This window comes from Kitasatospora sp. NPDC029312 (assembly GCF_055569215.1).
The window spans coordinates 203,601-227,660 of sequence record NZ_JBVHXY010000005.1 but is presented as its reverse complement, the minus strand read 5'-3'; the positions used below and the strand labels follow the sequence as shown (position 1 = coordinate 227,660).

The following is a 24,060-nucleotide window of genomic DNA, read 5'->3' as shown; positions in this document are numbered from 1 at the left end:
TCCGAAGTGTTCCGAGGACTGCCGTTCCAACGATCACCAGAGGTCCGGCCGGAGGTCGACGTGTCCGCGAACATCAATCCCACCGTGCGCCGCCGGCGCCTCGGCTCGGAGCTGCGCAAACTCCGCGAGGGCCTCGGGATGACGGCGGAGGAGGTGGCCGGCCGGCTGATGGTCTCCCAGTCGAAGATCAGCCGACTGGAGAACGGCCGTCGCAGCATCAGCCAGCGCGACGTTCGGGACCTCTGCGACGTCTACAACGTGTCCGACGAGCAGATGCGCACCAGCCTGATGGAGATGGCCAAGGAGTCCCGCCAGCGCGGCTGGTGGCACGACTTCAACGACATGCCGACTCCGTACAGCGTCTACATCGGCCTGGAGGCCGAGGCCTCCTCGATCCGCGCCTACGAGTCCTCCTTCATCCCGGGGCTGCTGCAGACCGAGCAGTACGCCCAGGCCGTGGTCGAGGGCACCCAGCCGGACACCGACGCGATCGCGGTGCAGCGCCGGGTGCAGGTCCGGATGAAGCGCCAGGAGCGCATCCACGGCGAGAACCAGCTCGGCAGCCTGTGGACCGTCATAGACGAGGCGGCGCTGCGCCGCGAGGTCGGCAGCCGCGAGGTCATGGCCCGGCAGTTGCAGCACATGCTGGAGCTCAGCATGCGTCCGAACATCACCATCCAGGTGATCCCGTTCTCACACGGAGCCCACCCCGGCATGACCGGGACATTCTCCCTGCTGGAGTTCCCGGAGTCAGCCGATTCCACGGTTGTCTACTTCGAAGGTGTGACGAGCGATCTCTACCTCGAGAAGGAAGCCGACGTGCGCCGCTATACCGGTCTCTACGACTACCTGAGAGCGGCCGCACTCGGTGTGGCGGAGACCCGGTCGCTGATAGCCGACATCGAAAAGGAATACCACGAATGAGCAACGCCTCCGAGCACGGAACCCCTTGGCGCAAGAGCAGCTACAGCGGCGGTCAGGGCGCCTGCGTCGAGATCGCCGGACCGGACGCCGGGGCGGTCGCGGTCCGGGACTCCAAGGATCCGCTCGGCCCGCAGCTGCACTTCTCCACCGAAGCCTGGAACGCGTTCGCCGCCGCCACGGCGGCGGGCGCCTTCGGCGAGGTCTGACCGGGTTCCGCGCTCGGAGGTGTCGCCCGTGGCGCAGTCCGTCGCCCCTGTCGGCGGCCTGTGCTGCGGGCGACCGCCGTTCCCGGACCGTTCGTTCAGTGTGCCACCGGGTACCGGACCGACCAGTTCAGACCCTCCGGGGTGCGCCGGTCGTGCAGTTCCGTCCCGTGCATCAGCTCCAGCGCGAAGTCGTCGGCGAGTTCGAGGATCGCGCCGCGGCCCTCCAGCCCGGCCACCAGGCCCGGCGGCAGCGCGGTGTCGCCGTGCAGCACCCCGAGCAGGTTGCCGCAGATCGCGCCGGTGGAGTCGCTGTCCCCGGAGTGGTTGACGGCCAGCAGCAGTCCCGAGCGCACGTCGTGGGCCACCAGTGCGCAGTAGACCGCGATCGCCAGCGCCTCCTCGGCGACCCAGCCCTCCCCCAGCGCCTCGACCCGCTCGGCGGACGGCTCGCCGCCCCGGACGGCGTCCAGCGCGGCCCGCAGCGCGGCCGTGGTCTCCTCGTGCGCCTGCCGTTCGGAGAGCAGCGCCAGCGCGAGGTGGACTCCCTCCTCCAGGGTGCCGCCGCGGGCCACCGACTGGACGATCACGGCGAAGGCGCCCGCCGCCAGGTAGCCGGTCGGATGGCCGTGGGTGAGCACCGAGCACTCCACCGCGAGCTGGAACACCAGGCCCGGCTCCCAGGTGGTGAGCAGTCCGAACGGCGCCGCCCGCACCACCGTGCCGCAGCCCTTGGAGTGCGGGTTCTTGGGCCGCTCCACGGTGCCGAGCCGCTCGCCGTCCGGGCCGCTCAGGCCGGTCAGGCAGCCCTGGCCGGGGGCGCGCTGGGCGTACAGCCACTCCTCACGGCCGAGCCAGCCGAGGTCGGGGCGGCGCTCGTCCGGGCCCCAGTCGCGCTGGGTGGCGGCCCAGCGCAGGTAGGCCAGGTGGAGGTCGGTGGGCGGGTGCCAGCTGCCGGTGTCACGCCGGATGTGGGCCCGTATCAGGCCGTCCACGGTGAACAGGCTGAGCTGGGTGTCGTCGGTGACGGCGCCGGTGCGCCCGTACGCGGGGACGTAGCCGGTGACGCCCCGGGGGCCGTGGTGGGCTCTGATCTTCTCCAGCGACTCGAACTCGACGCCGGCGCCGAGCGCGTCACCGATGGCACCGCCGAGCAGGCAGCCGCGCACCCGGCTGCGGAAGTCCTGCTGCTGGGCGCGTGACCACAGGGGCATCACGACGGGGCGCCTTTCGTCGGGGTCGGGGGTGGGGTCCGCGCGACGCACGGCCGCGGCGCGCGCCCTGGCACTGTATTCGAAGACGCGAGCGGAACGACGGCGTCCCTCGCACTTCGGTTCCCCACCCCGGCCACCGCCGTCGCGACGGCGGCCGGGACCCGTGACCGGCGTCAGTCCAGGACGGGCAGCAGCTCCGGCAGGTGGCCGTCCGAGGCCAGCGCCGCCGCCCGCCGCTCGGCCGGCACCTCGCCGTACAGGGTGGTGCGCTGGCGGTGCGGGCGGCCCGCCGCCTCGGCGATCGCCTGGAGGTCGCGCACCGACTTGTAGCTGCCGTACGCCGACCCGGCCATCCGCGAGATGGTCTCCTCCATCAGCGTGCCGCCGAGGTCGTTGGCGCCCGAGCGGAGCATCTCGGCCGCGCCCTCCGCGCCCAGCTTGACCCAGCTGGTCTGGATGTTGGGGATGAGCGGGTGCAGCAGCAGCCGGGCCATGGCGACCACCGCGCGGTTGTCCCGGGCGGTCGGGCCGGGCCGGGCGATGCCGGCCAGGTAGACCGGGGCGTTCGTGTGCACGAACGGCAGGGTGACGAACTCGGTGAAGCCGCCGCTGCCGTTCTCCAGGGAGCGCCGCTGGATGTCGGCGAGCAGCCGCAGGTGGCCGAGCCAGTGCTCCGGGGTGTCCACGTGCCCGTACATCATCGTGGAGGACGAGCGGATGCCCAGCTCGTGCGCGGTGGTGACCACCTCCACCCAGGTCGCGGCCGGCAGCTTGCCCTTGGTGAGCACCCAGCGGACGTCATCGTCCAGGATCTCGGCGGCGGTGCCCGGGATGGTGTCCAGGCCCGACTCCTTCGCGCGCTGCAGCCAGTCGCGGATCGAAAGGCCGGTCCGGGTGGCCCCGTTGGCCACCTCCATCGGCGAGAAGGCGTGCACGTGGATGCCGGGCACCCGCTCCTTCACCGCGCGGGCGATCTCGAAGTAGGCGGTGCCGGGCAGGTCCGGGTGGATGCCGCCCTGCATGCACACCTCGGTGGCGCCCACCTCCCAGGCCTGGGCGGCCCGTTCGGCGACCTGCGCCAGGGAGAGGGTGTAGGCGTCGGCGTCGGTGCGGCGCTGAGCGAAGGCGCAGAAGCGGCAGCCCGTGTAGCAGACGTTGGTGAAGTTGATGTTCCGGGTGACGCAGTAGGTGACCTCGTCCCCCACTGCCGCCCGCCGGACGTCGTCGGCGATCCGGCACAGCGCGTCCAGGGCCGGGCCGTCCGCGTGGAACAGGGCCAGCGCGTGGTCGTCGGTGAGCCGGGTCGGGTCGTCGGCGGCCACCGCCAGGGCCTCGCGCAGGTCGCCCGCGAGGCGCTCGGGCGCGCCCTTCGCGAGCACCTGTTCGCGCAGCGCCTCCCAGTCGCCGTACACGTCCTCGAAGTCGGCCCGGCGGTCGCCGGTGCGGCCCTCGGTGTCGATGGCGGTGTGCAGGTCGGTGCGCCCGTACGCCTCCGGGAGGTCCTCGGGCTCCTGCCAGGGCAGGCCGCGGACCTCCGCGTCCGGGTTCGCCAGTCCGGTGGCTGGGTCGGCCAGGGCGCGCACGTGCGGCAGCACCCGCGGGTCCAGCCAGGGTTCGCCGCGCAGCACGTACTCGGGGTAGACGGCGAGGCGTTCGCGCAGCTCGAAGCCGGCCGCGGCCGAACGCTCGGCCAACATGTCGATCTGCGGCCAGGGCCGCTCGGGGTTGACGTGGTCCGGGGTGAGCGGGGAGACGCCGCCCCAGTCGTCGATGCCGGCCGCGATCAGCCGCTCGTACTCGCCGTCCACCAGGTTCGGCGGCGCCTGGAGGCACGCGGTCGGGCCCAGCAGGTGCCGGGCCACCGCCACCGTGGCGACCAGCTCGTCCAGTTCGGCGTCCGGCATGCCGCGCATCGCGGTGTCCGGCTTGGCGCGGAAGTTCTGCAGGATCAGTTCCTGGATGCCGTGGTACGCCCGGGAGACCTTGCGCAGCGCGAACAGCGACTCGGCGCGCTCCTCGTAGGTCTCTCCGATGCCGATCAGCAGGCCGCTGGTGAACGGGACGGAGCTGCGGCCGGCGTCCTCCAGCACCCGCAGCCGCACGGCCGGTTCCTTGTCCGGGGAGCCGTGGTGCGGGCCGCCGGGCTCGCTCCACAGCCGGGTGGCGGTGGTCTCCAGCATCATGCCCATCGACGCGGAGACCGGCTTGAGCCGCTGGAAGTCCGTCCAGCTCAGCACCCCGGGGTTGAGGTGCGGCAGCAGGCCGGTCTCCTCCAGGATCCGGATCGACATCGCCCGGACGTAGGCGACGGTGTCGTCGTAGCCGTGCGCGTCCAGCCACTCGCGGGCCTCGGGCCAGCGGTCCTCGGGCTTGTCGCCGAGTGTGATCAGAGCTTCTTTGCAGCCGAGTTCGGCCCCGCGCCGGGCGACCTCCAGCACCTCGTCCGGGGACATGAACGCCCCCAGGCTTCGCCCGGGAGGTGCCCCCACCGTGCCGCGAGCGGCCCGGCGCAGCTTGCCGGGGACGGTGGCGAAGGTGCAGTAGTGGCACTTGTCGCGGCAGAGCCGGGTGAGCGGGATGAAGACGCTCTTGGAGTAGGTGATGACGCCGGGACGGCCGGCCGCCTCCAGCCCGGCGTCGCGCAGCCGGGCGGCGCCGGCGCACAGGTCGCGCAGGTCCTCGCCTCTGGCCTGGAGCAGTACGGCGGCCTCGGTCACGTCCAGCGCGACGCCGTCACGGGCGCGGCGCAGGGCGCGCCGCATCGCGTTCGCGGTCGGGGTGTTGCTTGCGTCCACGGCGGTTCCGTCCATGGCGCGACCCTACGCCAGGTGTCGTACGTTCGGAGGAGCCGACCCTGAGGCCGTCTCAGGGTCGGAATACCCACCAGGTTCACCCCGATCTGCCCCTCCAGGGCGATGACGGGGCACCGCCGTCGACCTCTAATGGAGGGGCAGTGCCAATCCGGATTCGTGGAGGGGTTGAGGACGTCATGATCGATGAGACGGCGGCGGGGGAGCAGCAGGAGGGTGGGGTGCCGTTCCGTTCGCGGCGGCGCGCCCTGGCACGGGCCGGGGTGCCGCTCGCCGTGGCCGCGGTGATCGCGACCGGGATCGGGCTGGTGCCCGCGCTGGCCGCCGACTCCCCGCCCGACCTGCCCGCCCTCTCGGCGGAGCAGCTGGTGGCCAAGGCGCTCGGGTCGGACGCCCAGGCGCTGTCCGGGACGGTGTCGGTCTCCACCGACCTCGGGCTGCCCGGCCAGTTGCTGAGCGGGGCCGGCGGGCTCGCCGCGGCGGCCGGGCACGGCGGTGGCCGGGGCGGCGGGTCCTCGGCCGACCCCGAGGCCAAGCTGCTCGGCCTGCTCGGCGGGGACCAGACCCTGCGGGTCGCGGTGGACGGGCCGGACCGCCAGCGGGTCGACCTGATGGAGGACATGGCGGGCTACAGCCTGGTCCACAACGGTGACCAGAGCTGGGCCTGGGACAGCTCGACCAACAGCGCCCTGCACCTGACCGGGCGTCCGGCGGCCGGGCACCAGCCCGGGGCACCGCTGACCGGGGCACCGATGACCGGGGTGCCGACCACTCCGCAGGAGGCCGCCCGGCAGTTCCTGACCGCGAGCGCCGGCACCACCGCCGTCACCGTGGCCGGGACGGCCAAGGTGGCCGGGCAGAACGCGTACCAGCTGAGCGTCAAGCCGACCCAGTCCGGCTCGACCGTCGCCGAGGTGCGGATCTCGGTGGCCGCCGACAACGGCGTACCGCTCGCGGTGGTGGTGAAGTCCACCGACGGCTCCACCGTCCTGGACGTGCACTTCACCGACGTGTCCTTCGCCGCGCCCGCCGCCAAGACCTTCGAGTTCACGGTGCCCAAGGGCGCCAAGGTGACGGAGCGGAAGGCGGACGAGGCGGCCAAGGGCCACGAGACCGGGGCCGGGGCTCCGAAGGCCGGGGCCGCCGGTGACCACGGCGGCGTGAACGTGATCGGCGAGGGCTGGACGGCCGTGGTCTCGACCCGGCTGCCCAGCGCGGTCGGGGCGCCCGCCGGTGGACCCAAGAGCGACGGCGGCCAGGGCAAGGGCCACGGCCAGTCGCTCAACCCGCAGGCGCTGGCCAAGTCGCTCGGCAAGCCCGTCGGCGGTGGAACGCTGATCAGCACCAAGGTCGTCAACGTCCTGCTCACCGACGACGGCCGGGTCTTCGCCGGCGCGGTGACCCTGCCGGTCCTCCAGCACGCCGCCGGGGTGAACTGACGGATGACCGGGACTCCCGTAACGGGGGACGTTACGGAGTCGGGCGGGGGTACGGGCGCCGCACCGCGCCCGGCCCCCGCTCCTTCCGCTCCTCCTGCTCCTTCCGCTGCTCCTGCTCCTTCCGCCGCTCCCACGCCTTCCGCTTCCGCTGCCTCCGCCGCCGTCGACTCCGCCGGCGACGTGATCAGGACCCGCGGTCTGACCAAGCGCTTCCGCGGCGGCCAGCTCGCTGTGGACGGCCTGGACCTGACCGTGCCGCGCGGCTCGGTGTTCGGCTTCCTCGGCCCTAACGGCTCCGGCAAGACCACCACCATCCGGATGCTGATGGGCCTGATCACCCCCACCTCCGGCGTGGCCACCGTGCTCGGCGAGTCGATGCCTCGGTCCGTCGGCACCGTGCTGCCCCGGGTGGGCGCGCTGATCGAGGGCCCGGCGCTGTACGGCTTCCTGTCCGGCCGGGACAACCTGGTCCGCTTCGACTCCGCAGACCCGACCGCCGACCCGCGCACCCGCCGGCAGCGGGTGGACGCCGCGCTGGAGCGGGTCGGTCTGAGCGCCGCGGCGGGGAAGAAGGCCCGCGCCTACTCCCTGGGGATGAAGCAGCGCCTGGGCCTGGCCTCCGCGCTCCTGCAGCCGCGCGAGCTGCTGGTGCTGGACGAGCCGACCAACGGCCTCGACCCGCAGGGCATGCGGGAGATCCGGGCGCTGGTGCGGGAGGTCGCGGCGGAGGGCACCACGGTCTTCCTCTCCTCGCACCTGCTGGACGAGATCGAGCAGGTCTGCACCCACGCCGCGGTGATGTCCCGGGGCCGGCTGCTGGTGCAGGGCACCGTCGCCGAGCTTGCCGCCCGGGCCCAGGGCCGGCTGGTGGTCCGCACTCCGGACGTGGCGCGGGCCGTCGAGGTGCTGGCCGGGCACCAGGTGGGTTCACTGGTGCCCGGCGAGGGCCGGGTGGACGGCGAGTTGGGCCCGCAGGGCGACGAGGTGCTGCCCAAGCTGTGCGCGGCCCTGGTCGAGGCCGGGGTGCGGGTGCACGGATTCGGGTTGGAGCGGGGCACGTTGGAGGACGCCTTCGTGGCGCTGACCGGGGAGGGCTTCGATGTCGCAGGCTGAGGCGGTGACGGTGGCAGGCCGTCGGCCGCAGACCGCGGCCGGGTTCCTGGCGCTGTTCCGCAACGAGCTGCATCTGACCTTCCGCCGGCTGCGCACCAAGGTGCTGCTGGGCATCCTGGCGGTGCTGCCGATCCTGATCGGCGTGATCGTCAAGCTCAACACCGACAGCCCGCACGGGGGCGGCGGCGGACCGAGCTTCATCGCGCAGACGACCCAGAACGGCCTGTTCCTGGTGTTCACGGCGCTGGCCGTGGCCCTGCCGGTCTTCCTGCCGATGACGGTCGGCGTGGTGGCCGGGGACTCCGTCGCGGGCGAGGCCGCCACCGGGACGCTGCGCTACCTGCTGGTCGCCCCGGCCGGGCGGACCAGGCTGCTGGCCGCCAAGTTCACCGCCGGGCTGGTGTTCTGCCTGGCCGCGACGGCGGCGGTCGCGGTGGCGGCGCTGGCCACCGGCGCCGCGCTGTTCCCGCTCGGCGAGGTGACGCTGATCTCCGGGGACACCATCGGCTTCGCCGACGCGCTGCTGCGGGCGGTGCTGGTGGCCGCGGTGGTCGCGGTCTCCCTGGCCGGGCTGGTGGCGATCGGGCTGTTCGTCTCGACCCTCACCGGCAGCGGCATCGCGGCGATGGCCGCGACCGTCGGCCTGGTGATCACCGTGCAGATCCTGGACTCCTTCCCGCAGCTGGACGCGATCCGGCCGTTCCTCTTCACCCATTACTGGATGAGCTTCTCCGACCTGTTGCGCGAACCGATGTACTGGGACGGCGTACTGAAGGACCTCGGGCTGCAGGCCGCGTACGTCGCCGTGTTCGGCTCGGCGGCCTGGTCGCGGTTCACCAGCCGGGACGTCAACGCGTGAACGGCACCGGCATGAGGGGTGTGAGCACGTGAGCGGCGTCGTCAGCGCGTGACGGTTTCCGGCTCCGCCGGGGCGGGCTGCGGACGGAGCGCGGCCCGCCCGGCGCGATCTGCCCGCACCTGGCGCAGCGCGTCCCAGGTGAGCAGCGCGAGCGCGGCCCAGACCAGGGCGAACCCGGCCCAGCGAGCGGGCGGCATCGACTCGTGGAAGACCGCGACGCCGATCAGGAACTGGAACACCGGCGCGAGGTACTGCAGCAGCCCGAGCACGGTCAGCGGCACCCGCACCGCCGCCGCGCCGAAGAACAGCAACGGGATCGCGGTGATCACGCCGCTGAGCATCAGCAGGGCGGAGTGCCCCCAGCCGTACGAGCCCGGCACCGTGTGCCCGAAGGTGCCGTGGCCGCTGAGCTCCAGGTAGACCAGGTAGCCGAGGGCGAAGGGGAACATGAAGGCGCTCTCCGCGGCCAGGCTCTCCAGCCCGCTCAGCCCGACCTGCTTCTTCAGCAGGCCGTAGGTGGCGAAGGAGAGCGCCAGGACGAGCGCGATCCAGGGCAGCCGCCCGTACGCGACGGTCAGCACCGCGACGGCGGCGGCGCCGATGCCGACGGCCGTCCACTGGACGCCGCGCAGCCGCTCCTTGAGCACCAGGACGCCGAAGGCGATGGTGACCAGCGGGTTGATGAAGTAGCCGAGGCTGGTCTCGACGACGTGGTCGTTGTTGACGGCCCAGATGTAGACGCCCCAGTTGACGGAGATCACCACGGCCGCGCCGGCCAGCATGGCGAGCCGGCGCGGCTGGCGCAGCAGCGGGCGTATCCAGCTCCAGTGCCGCTGGGCGACCAGCATCAGGACCACGGCGACCAGGGACCAGACCATCCGGTTGGCCAGGATGTCGTCGGCGGCGCCGGGCTCCAGCAGCGGCCAGAACAGGGGGAAGAGCCCCCAGATGCCGTAGGCCGCCATGCCGTACCAGAGGCCTCGGCCGCTGTCCTGCTGGGTTGTCTGTGGCATGGCCGAGTGCCCTCCCGCGCGCGCGATGTATCGAGGTGACGGTAGCGGGCGGGAGGGTGACCTGTCATCTCCGTTTCCGGATTTTGGTCATGACATTGCTTGCATGCTGGACCTGGTCGGCGTTTCCACTGGCCAAGCCGGTGTCTCAGGCCCCTTCTCCCCCGGTGCAGGCGCCCGGCGCCGCGCGGGCGGATCCGGTCGGCGGAACGGTCGGGTGGCCGAACGGTCGGGCGCTCGGGCGGTCGACCAGCCGGCCGGCCGGGTAGCGGGTGCGACGCCGGCGGCCTGGACCGTGTCGATCACGGCAGCGCGCGGGGACACCCGGCTGCCGGGTTCGTCGCTCCGGCGCTTCCTGAGCTACCGCGCCTCGATCAGCGCGGCCAGCCCGTCCAGCACCCGGCCGAGCCCGAAGGCGTACGCGTGCTCCGGGCTGTACGCGCCGCCGTGGGCCTGCCCGGCGGCAGCGCCGACGCGGGCGGCGACCGGGTAGCGCTCGGGGTCGAAGACCCGGGCGAGCAGCTCTGCGTTGGCCTGCCACCACTGCTCGTCGGTCAGCGCGCTGTCCTGCTGGGCGGCGCGCTCGTCGGCGGCCATCCGGGCGCAGGTCTGCACGAAGCCGAGCAGGTGGGTCAGCGCCGCGTCCAGTTCGACGTCCGGCAGGCCGGTGCCCTCGAAGGCGCGCAGCTCGTACTCGTACTTGGCCATCAGACCGGGGCCGAGCGGCGGGCGGCTGGTGGAGACGGCGGCGACCCAGGGGTGGGCGGCGAACAGCGCCCGGTTGTCGTCGGCGACGGCGGTGACCCTGGCCCGCCAGCCGTCGTCGGCCGGGGTGCTGCGGGGCATCGTGGCGTAGACGGTGTCCAGCATCAGGTCGAGCAGTTCGGCCTTGCCGGGGACGTAGGTGTAGAGCGCCATCGGGGAGAGCCCCAGCTCCTGGGCGACCCTGCGCATGGTGACGGCGTCCACGCCCTCGGTGTCGGCCAGGGCGATCGCCGCGGCGGCGATCTCGCGGGTCGAGCGGGTCTGCTTCGGGCCGCGCCGGCCGGGCTTCTCCTCGGCGGTCAGGCCCCAGAGCAGGGCGAGGGTGCGCGCCGGGTCTCCTGCGCTGCTGCGGTCCGTGGCCATGGAGCGGATCCTTTCACGTCCGCTCCCGACGGTCCGTCCGCGGCTGACGGGGTACGCGGCGGCGCGGGTGCGCGGCGGAGCTGCCACACGGCGAGGCCCGTTTCCCCTTCCGGGCGGCTACCGTCTCCCCATGACCAGCCCTGAGCCGCTCCCCGGTACGGACACCGCGCAGGCCCTCCGGTCCCGGGTCACCTGCCGCCGCTGCCACCGGCCGCTGCACGACCCGGAGTCGCGGATGCTGCGGCTGGGTCCGGAGTGCCGCGACCCGGCGGAGCGGGTGGCGCGGTTCGAGGTGGAGCAGGAGCCGTTGCCGGGGGTGTGACGACGGGCCTGGCCGGGGGCGTGCCTCAGCTGTCCTGGGCGCGGCCGAAGAGCCGGCGGATCAGGCCGGCTCGGGGCCGGGGTCGCTGCGGATCGGTCGGTTCCACCGCCTCCGCCGCCGGGGCCGGCTCCTCCTCGGCCTCGCGCTCGCCGGCGTCCCGGCCGTCCTCCTCCGCCAGCAGGCGGCGGGCGAGGTCGCGGTCGGCCGGGTCCGTCCACGGCGCGGCGAGCACCAGGGCGGCGAGCGAGCGAAGGATCGTCACCACGCGGGTACGGCGGGCGCGGGCGCTGTGCTCCAGCCGCCGGTGCAGCAGCCCGGCGATGTCGGCCCGGGTCCCGGGGTGCGTCCAGCCGATCGCGACCAGGGCGAAGCCGGCCGCCTCGACCGCCCAGTCCTCCGGCCCGAGCAGCAGGTCGCGCAGCACGCGGCGGCGCTCGGAGCCTTCCCACGGCTGGTCGGTGCGGTGGTGGGCGATGCCGAGGCAGGCGAAGGCCTGGACGGCGCGCACCCACAGTTCGGGCTGGTGGGCGAGCAGCGCGCGGCCGAGGTCGTCCTCCCGGGGCAGCGGCGGGTGGACCAGCACGCCGAGCAGTTCGCCCAGTGGCAGCCCGGCCAGCCGGACGGCGTGGTCGTAGGCAGCGGGGACGGTCGGCCAGACGAACTCGGCGGTGGCCCGGACGAGTTCGGCGCTCGACCCGGCGGGCGGGGCGACGGCCGGGCTCGGGTCGGTGCCGTCCCAGGACCAGATCCGGGTGGTGGGTTCGGTCAGCGGCAGTCGGGGGTCGGGCTCGCCCACCGACCGGTACGTGACGGTGGCGCGCGGCAGCGCGAGCTGGACGGCCAGCACCGAGCTGGGCGGCTCGACGGCGGAGACGGTGCACTCGATCTCGGTGTCGCGGCCGGTGCCCTCGGCGCCGAGCACTTGGTGGAGGACGTTGACCGTGGCCTCGGTGGCGCCGGAGACCATGCCGAGCCAGGGCCGGCGGTGGCTGAGCCGCTCCAGCAGCTCCAGGGCGTACACGTGGTCGGGGTGGGCGCGGTGGTGGTCGGCCAGGTCGAGCAGGTGCGCCGGGTCCCCGTCCACGGCGTGGCGCAGGCCGTACCGGGCCGGGGCGGCCTTGGGGTGGGCGGGGGCGGTGGCGAGCACCCGGTCCAGCCAGGGCAGGCCGTCGGCGGGGCGGCCGAGGGCGCCGTACAGCTCGGCGACGTCGACGGCGAGGTAGCCGGCGGAGTTGTCCCCGTCCGGTGCATCCCGAGCGAGTTCGGCCTCCCAGACGGCGATCGCCGCCTCGGGCTGCCCGTCGGAGCGCAGGGCGTTGCCGAGCATCACGGCGGGCAGGTGGCCGGGGGCCAACCGGTGGGCGCGCCGGGCGAGTTCGACGGCCCGGGCGGTGGCACCGAGGCGGCGGGTCAGGCCGGAGGCCAGCGCCAGCAGCAGGGCGTGCTCGTCGTGGCGGGCCAGCACGGCCCGCACGAAGTCGTCGAAGGGCCGGACGGCGTCGGCGAGTTCGTCGGGCAGCGGGTCGGGCAGGGCGCCGGCCGCGCGGGCCACCGCCTGGGCGACGGCGTCCGGATCGACCAGGGCGGGCAGGTCCTCGCGGGCGAGCCAGGCGGTGTGCGCCCAGGGGCGGGCCGGCTCGTACTGGATCGCCGAGGCGAGCAGGCCGACGGCGGTGTCCCAGCCTCCGGCCGCGGCCTCCACGTGGGCGCGGCAGACGACGGCGCCCAGGTAGACCTCACCGCCCAGCGGGAACAGCTCGCGTGCCGCGGCCGGGCCGCCCGCGCGCGCACACAGTTCGGCCAGCGCCTCGTGGAGTTCGGGCAGTTGGGGATCGGCGACGATGGCGTCGGAGAGGTGTTCGGCGGCGTGCACGAGGTCTCCGGAGTCGATCGCGAGCCGGGCGAGGGCCACCTCCCCCTCGGCCGCCAGGCGCTCGTCGCTCTCGCCGTCAGTGTGCGCCATGCCCTGCCCCCGGTCGCGCCGTGTCCGCTCGTTCCCCGTGCGCGGACGAGGCTATCCGGTGGGCGTGACGGCCGGATGATCAGCCTGCAGCGGACGACGCCCCGGCGCTTCGATCGGATATCACCCTAACGAGTGGTTTAGACCTGGGAAGCGTTCAGGGCCGGGCCACCTCCGACCACGATGGCCCCGGTGCTTCGAGAGCGAAGCACGTCGGTGAAACTCCATCCCTGACAACAAAGTTGAGGAACGATGAAGCTTTCCCGCGCCCTGTCCACGGCCGCCGCGGCCGCCGTTCTCAGCACCGTCGCCCTGGCCGGGCCGACGGCCACCCAGGCGGCCGCGGCCGGGTCATTCGTGGTCAGCCAGGCCCAGTTCAACCAGATGTTCCCGAACCGGAACCCCTTCTACACGTACAAGGGCCTGACCGACGCCCTGAGCGCCTACCCCGGCTTCACCACCACCGGCGACACCGCCACCCGCAAGCGCGAGGCCGCGGCCTTCCTCGCCAACGTCAGCCACGAGACCGGCGGTCTCAGGTACGTCGTCGAGCAGAACACCGCCAACTACCCGCACTACTGCGACACCTCCCAGCCGTACGGCTGCCCGGCCGGGCGCTCCGCCTACTACGGCCGCGGGCCGCTGCAGCTCAGCTGGAACTTCAACTACAAGGCCGCCGGCGACGCCCTGCACATCGACCTGTTGCACGACCCGTACCGGGTGGAGAGGGACCCGGCCGTCGCCTGGAAGACCGGCCTCTGGTTCTGGAACAGCCAGAAGGGTGCCGGGACGATGACCGGACACGACGCCATCGTCAACAACCGGGGCTTTGGCGAGACCATCCGCAGCATCAACGGCGCCCTGGAGTGCGACGGCAAGAACCCGGATCAGCGCAACGACCGGATCAACCTGTTCAGGAAGTTCGTGGGCGTGCTCGGCACGAGCGTGGGCGGCGGCAACCTCTCCTGCTGACGGCTCCCCGCCGACGCCGGGCGCCAGGAGCACGCCGGAGCCGGAAGTCGGCCGGACCGACTTCCCGCTCCCCGGCGGTGGGGCTGCACGCCGACCGCCGCCCGGCCACGCCGCCCTGCGGCGGCTGGTCGCCTCCGCTCAGCCCTCCGGCGAGGCCTCGGTCGGCTCGTCAGTGCGGCGGACGTCATAGAGGTAGGACTTGCCGGCCTTCCAACTGCGCCAGGGGCCGAGGGGCGGGAACTCCTCCTCCCCGGTCTGCCCGAGCAGCGGCCAGCCGTTGCCGATACCGTCGGCGCCGACGGTGCACCAGCCGCGCTCGGGCAGCCGGCGGCACCACACGTCCAGGTCCACCCGCTTGAATGACGGCCTGCCGTTGAACACGCCGTCCTGGCGGAAGCGGTAGACCAGGCCGTCCAGGCGGCGGACGAACTCGAAGGACAGCGACACGGCGACTCCCCCACAGCGGACCTCGGAGACGGACGGACACGACGGCCATTTCACCGGCCATCCTCCCGGCTGGGTCGCGCCTACCGCACCTGAATATTTCAGGACAAGAAATATTCATGCGGACGGCCGCGTTCCGGTAGGTGTTCGCGCGGAAGGGCCGCGCAAGGCTGGAAGGAGTGCCGCGCCGTGCGCGTCGAAGTGTGGAGCGACATCAACTGCCCGTGGTGCTACATCGGCAAGGCCCGGTTCGAGAAGGCCTTGGCGGCCTTCCCGCACCGCGACGAGGTGGAGGTCGTCCACCGCTCCTTCGAGCTGGACCCGCATGCGCCGCGCGAGGCCCGGCCGGTCATCCCGCTGCTGGCCGCCAAGTACGGGATGAGCCTGGAGCAGGCCGAGGCGGCGGAGGCCCGGATCGCGGAGAACGCGCACGGCGAGGGGCTGCCGTACCTGGCCGGCGGGCGCGACGCGGCGAACTCCTTCGACGTGCACCGCCTGCTGCACTTCGCCGCGGAGCACGGCCGGCAGGCGGAGCTGCTGGACGCGCTGTACCGGGCCAACTTCGCCGAGGAGCGCTCCGCGTTCGAGGACGGCCGGCTGGTCGAGCTGGCCGTCGAGGCGGGCCTGGACGGCGAGGCGGCCGCGGCCGTGCTGGCCGATCCGGAGGCGTGCGCGCAGGCGGTGCGCGACGACGAGGCGACGGCCGGCGCGATGGGGGCGACGGGCGTGCCGTTCTTCGTCCTCGACCGGCGGCTCGGCGTGTCCGGCGCCCAGCCCGCGGAGACGTTCGTGCGAGCGCTGGAGCAGGCCTGGGAGAGCCGGGTCACCGTGCCGCTGATGCCGCTCCGGCCCGGGAACCGAGAGGTGCGGAGCGGGAAGTCGACCTGACCGACTTCCTGCTCCGCACCCACAGCTCCGCGCCCACGCGGCAGGAGGCCGGAACAACGCCGCACCCCTTCCGCCCGGGTGTCGACCCGTTCGAGAACGGCCGATCACGACTCGGCATCCCTTGTCACGAAGCCGCGTGAGACTCGTCACGACGCCGTCAGGACGGGCCGAAAAACTGGCGCCCAGCCTCCGCGCCACGCTATGAACATCCCTCAGGAGGGCCGCCGGCACGGTGGCCCGCAATAACGGGGGACGTCACATGAAGCCCATCAGCAGCAGTCGCCGCGCCCTGGCCCTGGTCGGCCTGGCCGCCGCCGGCGCGCTCACCCTGACCGCCTGCAACGACGACGCCGCGTCGTCGGACACCGCGACGACCCCGCCCGCCAGCCAGGCGCCCGCCACGTCGTCCGCCGCACCCACCGGCTCGCCGGCGGCTCCGACCGGCGGGATCACCGCCGCCCCGACCGGCGCGTCCACCGGCACGGCGGCCCCGGCACCGGCCGGCTCCACCCCGGCGCCCGGCACCACCGTGAAGATCGGCGACGCCGTCACCATCCCGTTCAGCTCGGGCAGCACCAAGGGCACCGTCTCGCTCGCCGTCACCTCGATCGACAAGGGCGACCCGGCCGACCTCGCCCCGCTCAAGCTGGGCGACAAGGCGGCGGGCATGGTGCCGTACTACGTCCGCTTCAAGGTCACCAACGTCGGCAGCACCGACCTGTCGTTCTCCAGCCTGACCCAGATGAAGGGCACGCTGCCGGACGGCTCGGAGGCCAGCGAGGTGATGCTCATCGGCACCTTCGACAAGTGCCCGCACCCGTCGTTCCCCAAGGGCTTCACCAACGGCCAGTCCCTCACCTCCTGCGTGCTGGCCCTGGCGCCGCAGGCGACCAAGGTGGCGGGCGCCGAGTACTGGGCCGACCCGTACACCCTGGGCAAGGGCATCAACTGGAAGTGACCCGTGGGTCGGGGGCGGCGCCAGGCGCCGCCCCTCTCCGCACGTCGAACGCCGAGCACCCGGCACCGCGCGCCGGGCGCCGGCGCCGTCAGCCGCCGTAGAGCCTGAGGAACGCGTCCACGCCCTCCCCGGCGATCCGGCGGATCTCCTCCTCGGCGACCGGCAGGGCGCCCCAGAAGGAGCGCTCCGCGACGCCGTGGAAGGTCAGCAGCGTGAACTGCTCGGCCGCCAGGGCCGGTTCACTCACGGTCAGCAGGCCGCGCCCAGCGAGCGCCGCGAAGTGCTCCGCGAGGTCCCGCTGCGAGGCCACCGGACCGGCCTCCAGCCAGGCCTCCAGGACGTCCGCCGGAATGTTGGCCACCTCGGCGCGGATCGCCCGGCCGAGCGCCCCGTGCGCCCCGGCCGAGAGCACGGTGAGCGCCCGCGCGACCGCGAAGTCCGCCAGGCTCCGCCGCACGTCCACCACGCGGACCAGGTGCTTGGCCGTCAACTCGCGGAGTGCTGCGGCTGATTCGGCGGCGTCCTGGAGCGCCACGGTCAGGAAGAGGGTCTCCTTGTCGGCGAAGTGGTTGTAGACCGTCCGCTTGGACACCCCGGCCTCCGCCGCGATCGCGTCCATGCTGGCGCGGACGTACCCCTCACGTCCGAACACCGTCGTCGCGGCCCGGGTGATCGCCCTGCGCTTCTCCGGCCGTCCCGCTCCGTCCGTGCTCGCCACGACCGTCTCCTTCTCCTTCGGCGCACCCGCCGACCCTCTCGAAAACTGCTCGGTGTAGTGTATGCGGGCCCGGCCATGAACGGGGCTTGCCGCCGAACAGGTGTGCCCTATGCTGCGTACGATCTCTACACCGTTGTAGAGCGGATCAGGAAACCGACCGGCCTCGACCGGCCCGGCGCACCGGGCGCGGGAACCGGCCGGCCGGACACCAGCGTCCCGTAACTGGCAGCGCCACCACCGCTTTTCCACAGCGAGCCGGCGCAGGCGCCGACGTGGCGCGTCGATCACGGGAACACCGGGGGTGAGTACGTGGCGGGGCAACGAGGACGGTCGCCCGACCAGGGCGCACGACGGCGGACGGCCGAAGGGCCCGCCCGCCCCCGCCGCCCCTTCTCCGGCGGACCGACCCTCCCCGCCGTGGCAGCCGTCGGACTCCCGCTGGTCGGCGCGGTGGTCGACGAACTGTCCGGGCCCGGGATGGGCGCCGCCTTCGCGGTGTGCGCGGTGGTCGGGACGGGCCTGGCCGCCGGGCTCAGCACCCACCGGGGCTGGTGGTGGGTGCTCGCGGCCTCCCCACCGGTGGTACTGGGCGTCACGGCCGTGGCGGAACTGGCGGCCGACAGCGCGAAGTACCGGGGCAGCGGACTGGCCACCGGCTCGGCGAAGTGGGTGGTGAACGACTTCCCCGTGATGGCACAGGCCGTCGCCGCGGCCCTGCTGGTGATCGCGGTCCGGGCGGCCGCGGAGCGGAGGAGGCAGCATGCCTGAGCAGCCCACCCAGCCGGACGACGGTCGGGCGGCCACCCGCAGAGCCGCCGGGGCGGCCCCCGCCCGCCGTGGCTCCCCGGCGCTGATCGCGGCCCGGGTGGTGGCCTGCACGGTCGGCTTCGCGGTGTTCGCCGCGAGCGGCGTGGTCTGGTACGAGTACACCTCCCTGACGGACGGAATGACCACCTCCAACGCGATCACCGAGACCAAGAAGGACGCGCCCAAGCACCTGGACAACTCGGTCAACCTGCTGCTGATCGGCCTGGACAGCCGCAAGAACATGGACGGCACGGACCTGCCGCCCGAGTTCGTCCAGGACGAACTGCACGCCGGCCACAGCTCCGACGTCGGCGGCTACAACACCAACTCGCTGATCCTGCTGCACATACCGGCCGGCGGCGGCAAGGTGCAGGCGGTCTCCATACCGCGCGACGACTACGTGATGACCTACAACGGGGACGGCACCCAACAGGGCATGCACAAGATCAAGGAGGCCTACGGGATCGCCAAGGAGAAGGCGAACCCGGTCCTGCAGGCCAAGGGCCTCAAAAGCGCCGACCTGGAGAAGGGCGGCCGCGACGCCGGGCGGGCCGCCACCATCCGGACCGTGCAGAAGTTCCTCGACCAGCCGGTGGACCACATCGCCGAGGTCAACCTGATGGGCTTCTACGACATCGCCAAGGCCGTCGAGCCGATCGAGGTCTGCCTGACCCACGACACCAAGGACCCGGCCATGGAGGGCCAGGGCTCCGGCGCCGACTTCCACAAGGGCATCAACAAGCTCAACGCCTCCCAGGCGCTCGCCTTCGTCCGCCAGCGCCACAACCTGGACGACGGCAAGGGCAACACCGGGGACTTCGCCCGCACCCACCGCCAGCAGGCCTTCATCTCCTCCGTCGTGCACAAGCTCAAGCAGGACGGCGTCGTCAGCGACATCGGCAAGCTCAACAGCCTGTTCGGCGTCGTCCAGAAGGACCTGGTCATCGACAACGAGTGGAACGTCCTCGACTTCGCCCAGCAGGCCCCGGCCCTGACCGGCGGGAACGTCGAGTTCAACACCCTCACCTTCGACGGCTTCGCCACCCGCAACGGCCAGGACGTCAACCTGGTCACCCCCGCCAAGATCCAGAAGGTGGTCAAGCAGCTGTTCGGCTACGCCGACGCGGCCGCCCCCGCCCCGGCCCCCGGCGACACCCCCGGCACGGAGCCCGCCCAGACCCCCACGGCCGCCGCCACGTCGACCACCGCGACGACGACCACCGTGGACGTCTTCAACGCCTCCAGCGCCGCCGGGGTCTCCTCCACCGCCGAGGCCAAGGCCCTGACCGACCTGGGATTCAAGGCCGGTCGGACCGGCCCGGCGGCCACCAAGCCGAAGACCACCACCGTGACCTACGGCAAGGGCGCCAAGGACGCCGCCGACCGCATCGCCGCCCGGTACGGCGTCACCGCCACCGAGTCCGCCTCGGTCGGCGCCGACCACGTGGTGGTCACCCTCGGCAGCTCCTTCACCGGAGTCACCACCGACAAGCCGACCACGCCCACCGCCCCCGCCGCCGGCGACCCGGCCGCCAACCTCCCCGTGCAGGGCCCCGGTGTCGACGCCGAATCCGACGGCGGCATCCCCTGCGTCTTCTGACGCTTCCTCGCCGAGCCGGTGCCCCGCCACCCGGGCGGGGCACCGCCGCGGATGCCCGCTCGCACCTGGCGCGATCTCCGTACGATGTACAGTGTACGTCGTACGGGGTAATCGAGCGCACTGACGAGAGGGCTCCGCCCATGCAGATCACCAGCACCGCCGTCTCCCTGACCGTCGAGGACGTCACCGCCTCCGCCGCCTTCCTCCAGCGGCACTTCGGCTACACCGAGCAGATGGCCGCCGACGGCTTCGTCTCGCTCGGCCACCCTGGCGGCGGCGTGAACGTCGTCTTCCTGCGGCGCGGACTGGAAGTCCTGCCCGAGGAGCAGCGGCACCGGACCGCCGACGGGGTGACCCTGGCGTTCGTCGTCGAGGACATCGCCGCCGAGGAGCGGCGGCTGCGCGGTGAGGGGGTCGAGATCACCCTGCCGCTGCGCGAGGAGCCGTGGGGCGAGAAGCTGTTCCAGGTCACCGACCCGAACGGGGTGCCGGTCGAGCTGGTCGAATGGGCGAAGCAGTGAGCACGGGGGCGCGAAGCCGTGAACGCCCCGCAGCGGTGACCACCCACGTGAAACGGCGCCCCCGTCCGGTCCTCGGACGGGGGCGCCGACTCGTCGGCGGGGCGGTCAGTCCACCCTCCAGGTGTCGTTGCTTGCCAGCAGCGTCGCCAGGTCGCCCGGTCCCCGGTCGGCCGCGGCGGTGGCCAGTTGGTCCGCCATCAGCTCGTCGTAGACCGGCCGCGCGACATCCCGCAGCACACCGATCGGCGTGTGGTGCAGAGTGTCCGCGTCGGCGATCCGGGAGAGGGCGAAGGCGGTGGCCGGGCTCGTCGCGTGGGCGTCGTGCACCAGCAGTGCCGCCTCGTTGTCCGCCGTGACCGCGGCGGTGAACAGTTCGCCGTCCGGCGCCCGGAAGACGCCGTTGGCCGCGTCCGCACCGAAGCGGATCGGCCGGCCGTGCTCCAGCCGGATCAGCGCCTCGTCGCGCGTGCCGGGCTCCTTCAGCACCTCGAAGGCGCCGTCGTTGAAGATGTTGCAGTTCTGGTAGATCTCCACCAGCGCCGTGCCCTCGTGCTGCGCCGCCGCCCGCAGCACCGACTGCAGGTGCTGGCGGTCCGAGTCGATGGTGCGCGCCACGAAGGTGGCCTCCGCGCCGAGGGCCAGCGACAGCGGGTTGAACGGAGCGTCCAGCGAGCCCATCGGCGTGGACTTGGTGATCTTGCCGACCTCGCTGGTGGGCGAGTACTGGCCCTTGGTGAGGCCGTAGATCCGGTTGTTGAAGAGCAGGATCTTCAGGTTGACGTTCCGGCGCAGCGCGTGGATCAGGTGGTTGCCGCCGATCGACAGCGCGTCGCCGTCACCGGTGACCACCCACACGCTCAGGTCCCGCCGGGCGGAGGCCAGCCCGGTCGCGATCGCCGGCGCCCGGCCGTGGATCGAGTGCACGCCGTAGGTGTTCATGTAGTACGGGAAGCGGGAGGAGCAGCCGATGCCGGAGACGAACACGGTGTTCTCGCGCTTGATGCCGAGCTCCGGCATGAAGGACTGCACCGCCGCCAGGATCGCGTAGTCCCCGCAGCCGGGGCACCAGCGCACCTCCTGATCGGTCTTGAAGTCCCGGGCGCTCTGCGGCCCTTCGGCCTTGGGCACCAGCTCCAGGGACGGGAAGCCGTTCTCGCTCATCGGTGGTCCTCCTCGTCCAGGGTGCCGATCGCCGCCCACAGCACGTCCGCCAACTGCGCCGCCTTGAACGGCAGTCCGCGCACCTGGTTGTAGGACTCGGCGTCCACCAGGTACTTCGCCCGCAGCAGCAGCGCGAGCTGTCCGAGGTTCATCTCCGGCACGATGACCTTCTCGTAACTGCGCAGCACCGAGCCGAGGTTGGCCGGGAAGGGGTTGAGGTTGCGCAGGTGCGCCTGGGCGATCTCACCGCCGTCCGCGCGCACCCGGCGCACCGCCGCGGTGATCGGGCCGTAGGTCGAGCCCCAGCCCAGGACCAGGACCCGGGCGTCGCCGGTCGGGTCGTCGACCTCCACCGGCTTGACCGAGATGCCGTCGACCTTCGCCTGCCGGGTGCGGACCATGAAGTCGTGGTTGGCCGGGTCGTAGGAGATGTTGCCGGTGCCGTCCTGCTTCTCGATGCCGCCGATCCGGTGCTCCAGACCGGCGGTGCCGGGCACCGCCCAGGGCCGGGCGAGGGTGTGCGGGTCCCGCAGGTACGGCCAGAAGGCGCCGTCCTCACGGTTCGGGCCGGTGGCGAACCGCGGGTCGATCTGCGGCAGTTCGTCGACGGCGGGGATCCGCCAGGGCTCCGAGCCGTTGGCCAGGTAGCCGTCGGAGAGCAGGAACACCGGGGTCCGGTAGGTCACCGCGATCCGGGCCGCCTCCAGCGCCGCCTCGAAGCACTCGGCGGGCGTGGCCGGGGCGACGATCGGCACCGGGGCCTCGCCGTTGCGGCCGAACATGGCCTGCATCAGGTCGGCCTGCTCGGTCTTGGTCGGCAACCCGGTGGACGGGCCGCCGCGCTGGATGTCCACGACCAGCAGTGGGAGTTCGAGCGAGACGGCCAGGCCGATGGTCTCCGACTTGAGCGCGACGCCGGGCCCGGAGGTGGTGGTCACGCCGAGCGCACCGCCGAAGGCGGCGCCGAGCGCCGCGCCGATGCCGGCGATCTCGTCCTCGGCCTGGAAGGTGCGCACGCCGAAGTTCTTGTGCTTGGACAGCTCGTGCAGGATGTCCGAGGCCGGGGTGATCGGATACGAGCCCAGGTAGAGCGGCAGTCCGGAGCGCTGGGCGGCGGCGATCAGCCCGTAGGAGAGGGCGAGGTTGCCGGAGATGTTCCGGTAGCGCCCGGCCGGGAGCTTGGCCGGCGGCACCTCGTAGGAGACCGCGAAGGACTCGGTGGTCTCACCGAAGTTCCAGCCCGCCCGGAAGGCGCTGATGTTGGCCTCGGCGATCTCCGGCTTCTTGGCGAACTTGCTGCGCAGGAAGGTCTCGGTGCCGTGGGTGGGCCGGTGATACATCCAGGACAGCAGGCCGAGGGCGAACATGTTCTTCGCCCGCTCGGCGTCCTTGCGGGCCAGTCCGCTGTCCTTGAGCGCCTCCAGGGTCAGCGTGGTGAGCGGCACCTTGTGCAGGTGGAAGCCCTCCAGCGAGCCGTCGCCGAGCGGGTCCGCCGCGTAGCCGACCTTGGCCAGCGCCCGCTTGGTGAACTCGTCGGTGTTGACGATGATCTCCGCGCCGCGCGGCAGGTCCGGCAGGTTCGCCTTCAGGGCCGCCGGGTTCATCGCCACCAGTACGTTCGGGGCGTCGCCCGGGGTGAGGATGTCATGGTCGGCGAAGTGCAGCTGGAAGGACGAGACGCCGGGCAGCGTCCCGGCGGGGGCCCGGATCTCGGCCGGGAAGTTCGGCAAGGTGGAGAGGTCGTTGCCGAAGCTCGCCGTCTCCGAGGTGAACCGGTCCCCGGTGAGCTGCATGCCGTCACCGGAGTCGCCCGCGAAACGGATGATCACCCGGTCGAGTCTGCGAATGGGCTTGGTGCGCCTGGACGGCGGGCCACCCGGGACGCGCGGACCGTTCGGCCCGTTTGCGTCGGGGCGTCCGACACCCTCACCGGTACGACCCTCGTCGCCGCCCGATCCGCCCATTGCCTCTGACTGATCGACCTGACTGGTCACTGCCGCGGACCTCCTCGTGGGCGCACCACCGCGGGCGCGGCCCCGTGCCCCGTCCGCCTGGTGCACCGCTCGCATCCTATGCGTGCGGCCTCGAGCGCGGCCGGAACTCCGGCAGGAAGTTGCAGCCTCCCGCCTCCGTGCCGCTCACCTGGACAACGCACGGCCGCCGGAGATCATTCCGCCCACCGGCGGCCGACACCGGCCGACACCGGCCGGGACTGGACGGGACTGGACGGGACTGGACGGGACTGGCGGAACGGGTCGAGGCCCGCGCTAGGAGTTCAGGTAGGTCAGCACCGCGAGCACCCGGCGGTGGTCCTCGGGGCTCTGGGCCAGGCCCAGCTTGAGGAAGATGTTGCTGACGTGCTTCTCCACGGCGCCGTCGGAGACCACCAGCTGCTTGGCCACCGCCGCGTTGGTGCGGCCCTCCGCCATCAGGGCGAGCACCTCGCGCTCGCGCGGGGTGAGTTTGGCCAGAACGTCGCCCTTGCGGCTGCGGCTGAGCAGCTGCTGCACCACCTCCGGGTCCAGCACCGTGCCGCCCTCGGCGACCCGGACCACCGCGTCGGCGAACTCGCGCACCTCGGCGACCCGGTCCTTCAGCAGGTAACCGACGCCCCGGGTGGATCCGGCGAGCAGCTCGGAGGCGTACCGCTCCTCCACGAACTGCGACAGCACCAGCACCCCCAGCTGCGGATAGCGGCCGCGCAGCTCCACGCAGGCGCGCAGGCCCTCGTCGGTGTGGTTCGGGGGCATCCGCACGTCGGAGACCACCACGTCCGGCAGGGCGTCGGCCGCCGCCAGCTCGTGGACGGCCCTGACCAGGGCCTCGCCGTCGCCCACGCCCGCCACGACCTCCAGGCCCCGGTCGGTGAGCAGCCGGGTCAGGCCCTCCCGCAGCAGTACGGAGTCCTCGGCGATGACGACGCGACGCATGGTGACCTTCCGGGCAGGCGTGAGCTGACGGCAGTCAGTCTCCCCCATCGGCGCACGCAGCCGGCGACCAAGGGCCGGA

22 protein-coding genes are annotated in these 24,060 nt (G+C 72.8%); 12 read left to right on the top strand and 10 right to left on the bottom strand.

The window, feature by feature from the left end; all coding sequences use genetic code 11:
• The first annotated feature begins 60 nt into the window (after positions 1-60).
• Together ACZ4WV_RS07125 and ACZ4WV_RS07120 are read left to right on the top strand one after the other, a co-directional pair.
• Positions 61-924: a helix-turn-helix domain-containing protein gene (locus ACZ4WV_RS07125; RefSeq protein ID WP_465743638.1), complete on the top strand. Its 864-nt coding sequence runs from the start codon at positions 61-63 to the stop codon at positions 922-924.
• On the top strand, positions 921-1,130 hold the full coding sequence (locus ACZ4WV_RS07120) for a DUF397 domain-containing protein (protein ID WP_465743637.1): 210 nt from the start codon (positions 921-923) through the stop codon (positions 1,128-1,130). Before ACZ4WV_RS07125 ends, ACZ4WV_RS07120 begins: the two co-directional genes overlap by 4 nt.
• A gap of 95 nt (positions 1,131-1,225) precedes the next feature.
• Here ACZ4WV_RS07120 and ACZ4WV_RS07115 read toward each other — a convergent pair whose 3' ends face one another.
• Together ACZ4WV_RS07115 and ACZ4WV_RS07110 are read right to left on the bottom strand one after the other, a co-directional pair.
• The gene (locus ACZ4WV_RS07115; RefSeq protein WP_465743635.1) at positions 1,226-2,341 is read right to left on the bottom strand and encodes an ADP-ribosylglycohydrolase family protein; all 1,116 of its coding nucleotides are present in this window, start codon (positions 2,339-2,341) and stop codon (positions 1,226-1,228) included.
• Between the two features lie 173 nt (positions 2,342-2,514).
• Entirely contained in the window at positions 2,515-5,151 is a 2,637-nt protein-coding gene (locus ACZ4WV_RS07110; protein WP_465743633.1) for a bifunctional FO biosynthesis protein CofGH, read from the bottom strand.
• 179 nt (positions 5,152-5,330) lie between these two features.
• Between ACZ4WV_RS07110 and ACZ4WV_RS07105 the strand changes: the two genes are divergently transcribed.
• Genes ACZ4WV_RS07105 through ACZ4WV_RS07095 form a run of 3 tightly spaced genes read left to right on the top strand, consistent with a single transcriptional unit; the run spans position 5,331 to position 8,562 of the window.
• Positions 5,331-6,590: a LolA family protein gene (locus ACZ4WV_RS07105; protein WP_465743631.1), complete on the top strand. Its 1,260-nt coding sequence runs from the start codon at positions 5,331-5,333 to the stop codon at positions 6,588-6,590.
• Between the two features lie 3 nt (positions 6,591-6,593).
• Positions 6,594-7,703 (top strand): ABC transporter ATP-binding protein, encoded by a 1,110-nt coding sequence (locus ACZ4WV_RS07100; protein WP_465743629.1) that lies wholly within the window; start codon positions 6,594-6,596, stop codon positions 7,701-7,703.
• Positions 7,690-8,562: an ABC transporter permease gene (locus ACZ4WV_RS07095; RefSeq protein ID WP_465743627.1), complete on the top strand. Its 873-nt coding sequence runs from the start codon at positions 7,690-7,692 to the stop codon at positions 8,560-8,562. Before ACZ4WV_RS07100 ends, ACZ4WV_RS07095 begins: the two co-directional genes overlap by 14 nt.
• A gap of 41 nt (positions 8,563-8,603) precedes the next feature.
• Here the strand turns inward: ACZ4WV_RS07095 and rarD are convergent, their stop codons facing one another.
• Both rarD and ACZ4WV_RS07085 read right to left on the bottom strand, forming a co-directional pair.
• Positions 8,604-9,575 carry an EamA family transporter RarD gene (rarD, locus tag ACZ4WV_RS07090; protein WP_465743625.1) on the bottom strand — a complete coding sequence of 324 codons (972 nt, stop codon included), beginning with the start codon at positions 9,573-9,575 and terminating at the stop codon, positions 8,604-8,606.
• A gap of 357 nt (positions 9,576-9,932) precedes the next feature.
• Positions 9,933-10,700 carry a TetR/AcrR family transcriptional regulator gene (locus ACZ4WV_RS07085; protein WP_465743623.1) on the bottom strand — a complete coding sequence of 256 codons (768 nt, stop codon included), beginning with the start codon at positions 10,698-10,700 and terminating at the stop codon, positions 9,933-9,935.
• Positions 10,701-10,830: 130 nt separating this feature from the next.
• Between ACZ4WV_RS07085 and ACZ4WV_RS07080 the strand changes: the two genes are divergently transcribed.
• Positions 10,831-11,022 (top strand): DUF6011 domain-containing protein, encoded by a 192-nt coding sequence (locus ACZ4WV_RS07080; protein WP_465743621.1) that lies wholly within the window; start codon positions 10,831-10,833, stop codon positions 11,020-11,022.
• 25 nt (positions 11,023-11,047) lie between these two features.
• Here the strand turns inward: ACZ4WV_RS07080 and ACZ4WV_RS07075 are convergent, their stop codons facing one another.
• Entirely contained in the window at positions 11,048-12,985 is a 1,938-nt protein-coding gene (locus ACZ4WV_RS07075) for a hypothetical protein (RefSeq protein ID WP_465743619.1), read from the bottom strand.
• Positions 12,986-13,234: 249 nt separating this feature from the next.
• Between ACZ4WV_RS07075 and ACZ4WV_RS07070 the strand changes: the two genes are divergently transcribed.
• On the top strand, positions 13,235-13,954 hold the full coding sequence (locus tag ACZ4WV_RS07070; RefSeq protein ID WP_465743617.1) for a chitinase: 720 nt from the start codon (positions 13,235-13,237) through the stop codon (positions 13,952-13,954).
• A 138-nt stretch (positions 13,955-14,092) separates the two neighbouring features.
• Here the strand turns inward: ACZ4WV_RS07070 and ACZ4WV_RS07065 are convergent, their stop codons facing one another.
• On the bottom strand, positions 14,093-14,401 hold the full coding sequence (locus tag ACZ4WV_RS07065; protein ID WP_465743615.1) for a hypothetical protein: 309 nt from the start codon (positions 14,399-14,401) through the stop codon (positions 14,093-14,095).
• 186 nt (positions 14,402-14,587) lie between these two features.
• Here ACZ4WV_RS07065 and ACZ4WV_RS07060 point away from each other — a divergent pair, with 186 nt between their 5' ends.
• Together ACZ4WV_RS07060 and ACZ4WV_RS07055 are read left to right on the top strand one after the other, a co-directional pair.
• The gene (locus tag ACZ4WV_RS07060) at positions 14,588-15,286 is read left to right on the top strand and encodes a DsbA family oxidoreductase (RefSeq protein WP_465743614.1); all 699 of its coding nucleotides are present in this window, start codon (positions 14,588-14,590) and stop codon (positions 15,284-15,286) included.
• Positions 15,287-15,545: 259 nt separating this feature from the next.
• On the top strand, positions 15,546-16,244 hold the full coding sequence (locus tag ACZ4WV_RS07055; RefSeq protein ID WP_465743612.1) for a hypothetical protein: 699 nt from the start codon (positions 15,546-15,548) through the stop codon (positions 16,242-16,244).
• A gap of 88 nt (positions 16,245-16,332) precedes the next feature.
• On the opposite strand, the gene ACZ4WV_RS07050 is transcribed toward ACZ4WV_RS07055, so the two are convergent.
• On the bottom strand, positions 16,333-16,962 hold the full coding sequence (locus ACZ4WV_RS07050; RefSeq protein ID WP_465743610.1) for a TetR/AcrR family transcriptional regulator: 630 nt from the start codon (positions 16,960-16,962) through the stop codon (positions 16,333-16,335).
• A 417-nt stretch (positions 16,963-17,379) separates the two neighbouring features.
• Here ACZ4WV_RS07050 and ACZ4WV_RS07045 point away from each other — a divergent pair, with 417 nt between their 5' ends.
• The 3 genes from ACZ4WV_RS07045 (at position 17,380) to ACZ4WV_RS07035 (ending at position 19,890) form a co-directional block, all read left to right on the top strand.
• Complete coding sequence (locus ACZ4WV_RS07045) at positions 17,380-17,730, top strand: DUF6542 domain-containing protein (protein WP_465743608.1); 351 nt, start codon at positions 17,380-17,382, stop codon at positions 17,728-17,730.
• On the top strand, positions 17,723-19,369 hold the full coding sequence (locus ACZ4WV_RS07040; protein WP_465743606.1) for an LCP family protein: 1,647 nt from the start codon (positions 17,723-17,725) through the stop codon (positions 19,367-19,369). The genes ACZ4WV_RS07045 and ACZ4WV_RS07040 overlap by 8 nt, the downstream gene beginning before the upstream one ends.
• A gap of 140 nt (positions 19,370-19,509) precedes the next feature.
• Positions 19,510-19,890, top strand: coding sequence for a VOC family protein (locus ACZ4WV_RS07035; RefSeq protein ID WP_465743604.1), 381 nt, complete (start codon positions 19,510-19,512; stop codon positions 19,888-19,890).
• Between the two features lie 105 nt (positions 19,891-19,995).
• On the opposite strand, the gene ACZ4WV_RS07030 is transcribed toward ACZ4WV_RS07035, so the two are convergent.
• The 3 genes from ACZ4WV_RS07030 to ACZ4WV_RS07020 form a co-directional block, all read right to left on the bottom strand.
• Positions 19,996-21,051, bottom strand: coding sequence for a 2-oxoacid:ferredoxin oxidoreductase subunit beta (locus tag ACZ4WV_RS07030; RefSeq protein WP_465743602.1), 1,056 nt, complete (start codon positions 21,049-21,051; stop codon positions 19,996-19,998).
• Positions 21,048-23,045: a 2-oxoacid:acceptor oxidoreductase subunit alpha gene (locus ACZ4WV_RS07025; RefSeq protein WP_465743600.1), complete on the bottom strand. Its 1,998-nt coding sequence runs from the start codon at positions 23,043-23,045 to the stop codon at positions 21,048-21,050. The genes ACZ4WV_RS07030 and ACZ4WV_RS07025 overlap by 4 nt, the downstream gene beginning before the upstream one ends.
• 273 nt (positions 23,046-23,318) lie before the next feature.
• The gene (locus ACZ4WV_RS07020) at positions 23,319-23,981 is read right to left on the bottom strand and encodes a response regulator (protein ID WP_465743598.1); all 663 of its coding nucleotides are present in this window, start codon (positions 23,979-23,981) and stop codon (positions 23,319-23,321) included.
• Between the last annotated feature and the right edge of the window lie 79 nt (positions 23,982-24,060).

What these genes read in the sequence shown, in the direction of transcription:
- ACZ4WV_RS07115 (WP_465743635.1), bottom strand. Translation starts at nt 2,341, where the DNA reads ATGCCCCTGTGGTCACGCGCCCAGCAGCAGGACTTCCGCAGCCGGGTG.
- ACZ4WV_RS07030 (WP_465743602.1), bottom strand. Translation starts at nt 21,051, where the DNA reads ATGAGCGAGAACGGCTTCCCGTCCCTGGAGCTGGTGCCCAAGGCCGAA.
- rarD (WP_465743625.1), bottom strand. Translation starts at nt 9,575, where the DNA reads ATGCCACAGACAACCCAGCAGGACAGCGGCCGAGGCCTCTGGTACGGC.
- ACZ4WV_RS07095 (WP_465743627.1), top strand. Translation starts at nt 7,690, where the DNA reads ATGTCGCAGGCTGAGGCGGTGACGGTGGCAGGCCGTCGGCCGCAGACC.
- ACZ4WV_RS07020 (WP_465743598.1), bottom strand. Translation starts at nt 23,981, where the DNA reads ATGCGTCGCGTCGTCATCGCCGAGGACTCCGTACTGCTGCGGGAGGGC.
- ACZ4WV_RS07070 (WP_465743617.1), top strand. Translation starts at nt 13,235, where the DNA reads ATGAAGCTTTCCCGCGCCCTGTCCACGGCCGCCGCGGCCGCCGTTCTC.
- ACZ4WV_RS07055 (WP_465743612.1), top strand. Translation starts at nt 15,546, where the DNA reads ATGAAGCCCATCAGCAGCAGTCGCCGCGCCCTGGCCCTGGTCGGCCTG.
- ACZ4WV_RS07075 (WP_465743619.1), bottom strand. Translation starts at nt 12,985, where the DNA reads ATGGCGCACACTGACGGCGAGAGCGACGAGCGCCTGGCGGCCGAGGGG.
- ACZ4WV_RS07105 (WP_465743631.1), top strand. Translation starts at nt 5,331, where the DNA reads ATGATCGATGAGACGGCGGCGGGGGAGCAGCAGGAGGGTGGGGTGCCG.
- ACZ4WV_RS07100 (WP_465743629.1), top strand. Translation starts at nt 6,594, where the DNA reads ATGACCGGGACTCCCGTAACGGGGGACGTTACGGAGTCGGGCGGGGGT.
- ACZ4WV_RS07085 (WP_465743623.1), bottom strand. Translation starts at nt 10,700, where the DNA reads ATGGCCACGGACCGCAGCAGCGCAGGAGACCCGGCGCGCACCCTCGCC.
- ACZ4WV_RS07040 (WP_465743606.1), top strand. Translation starts at nt 17,723, where the DNA reads ATGCCTGAGCAGCCCACCCAGCCGGACGACGGTCGGGCGGCCACCCGC.
- ACZ4WV_RS07120 (WP_465743637.1), top strand. Translation starts at nt 921, where the DNA reads ATGAGCAACGCCTCCGAGCACGGAACCCCTTGGCGCAAGAGCAGCTAC.
- ACZ4WV_RS07080 (WP_465743621.1), top strand. Translation starts at nt 10,831, where the DNA reads ATGACCAGCCCTGAGCCGCTCCCCGGTACGGACACCGCGCAGGCCCTC.
- ACZ4WV_RS07110 (WP_465743633.1), bottom strand. Translation starts at nt 5,151, where the DNA reads ATGGACGGAACCGCCGTGGACGCAAGCAACACCCCGACCGCGAACGCG.
- ACZ4WV_RS07035 (WP_465743604.1), top strand. Translation starts at nt 19,510, where the DNA reads ATGCAGATCACCAGCACCGCCGTCTCCCTGACCGTCGAGGACGTCACC.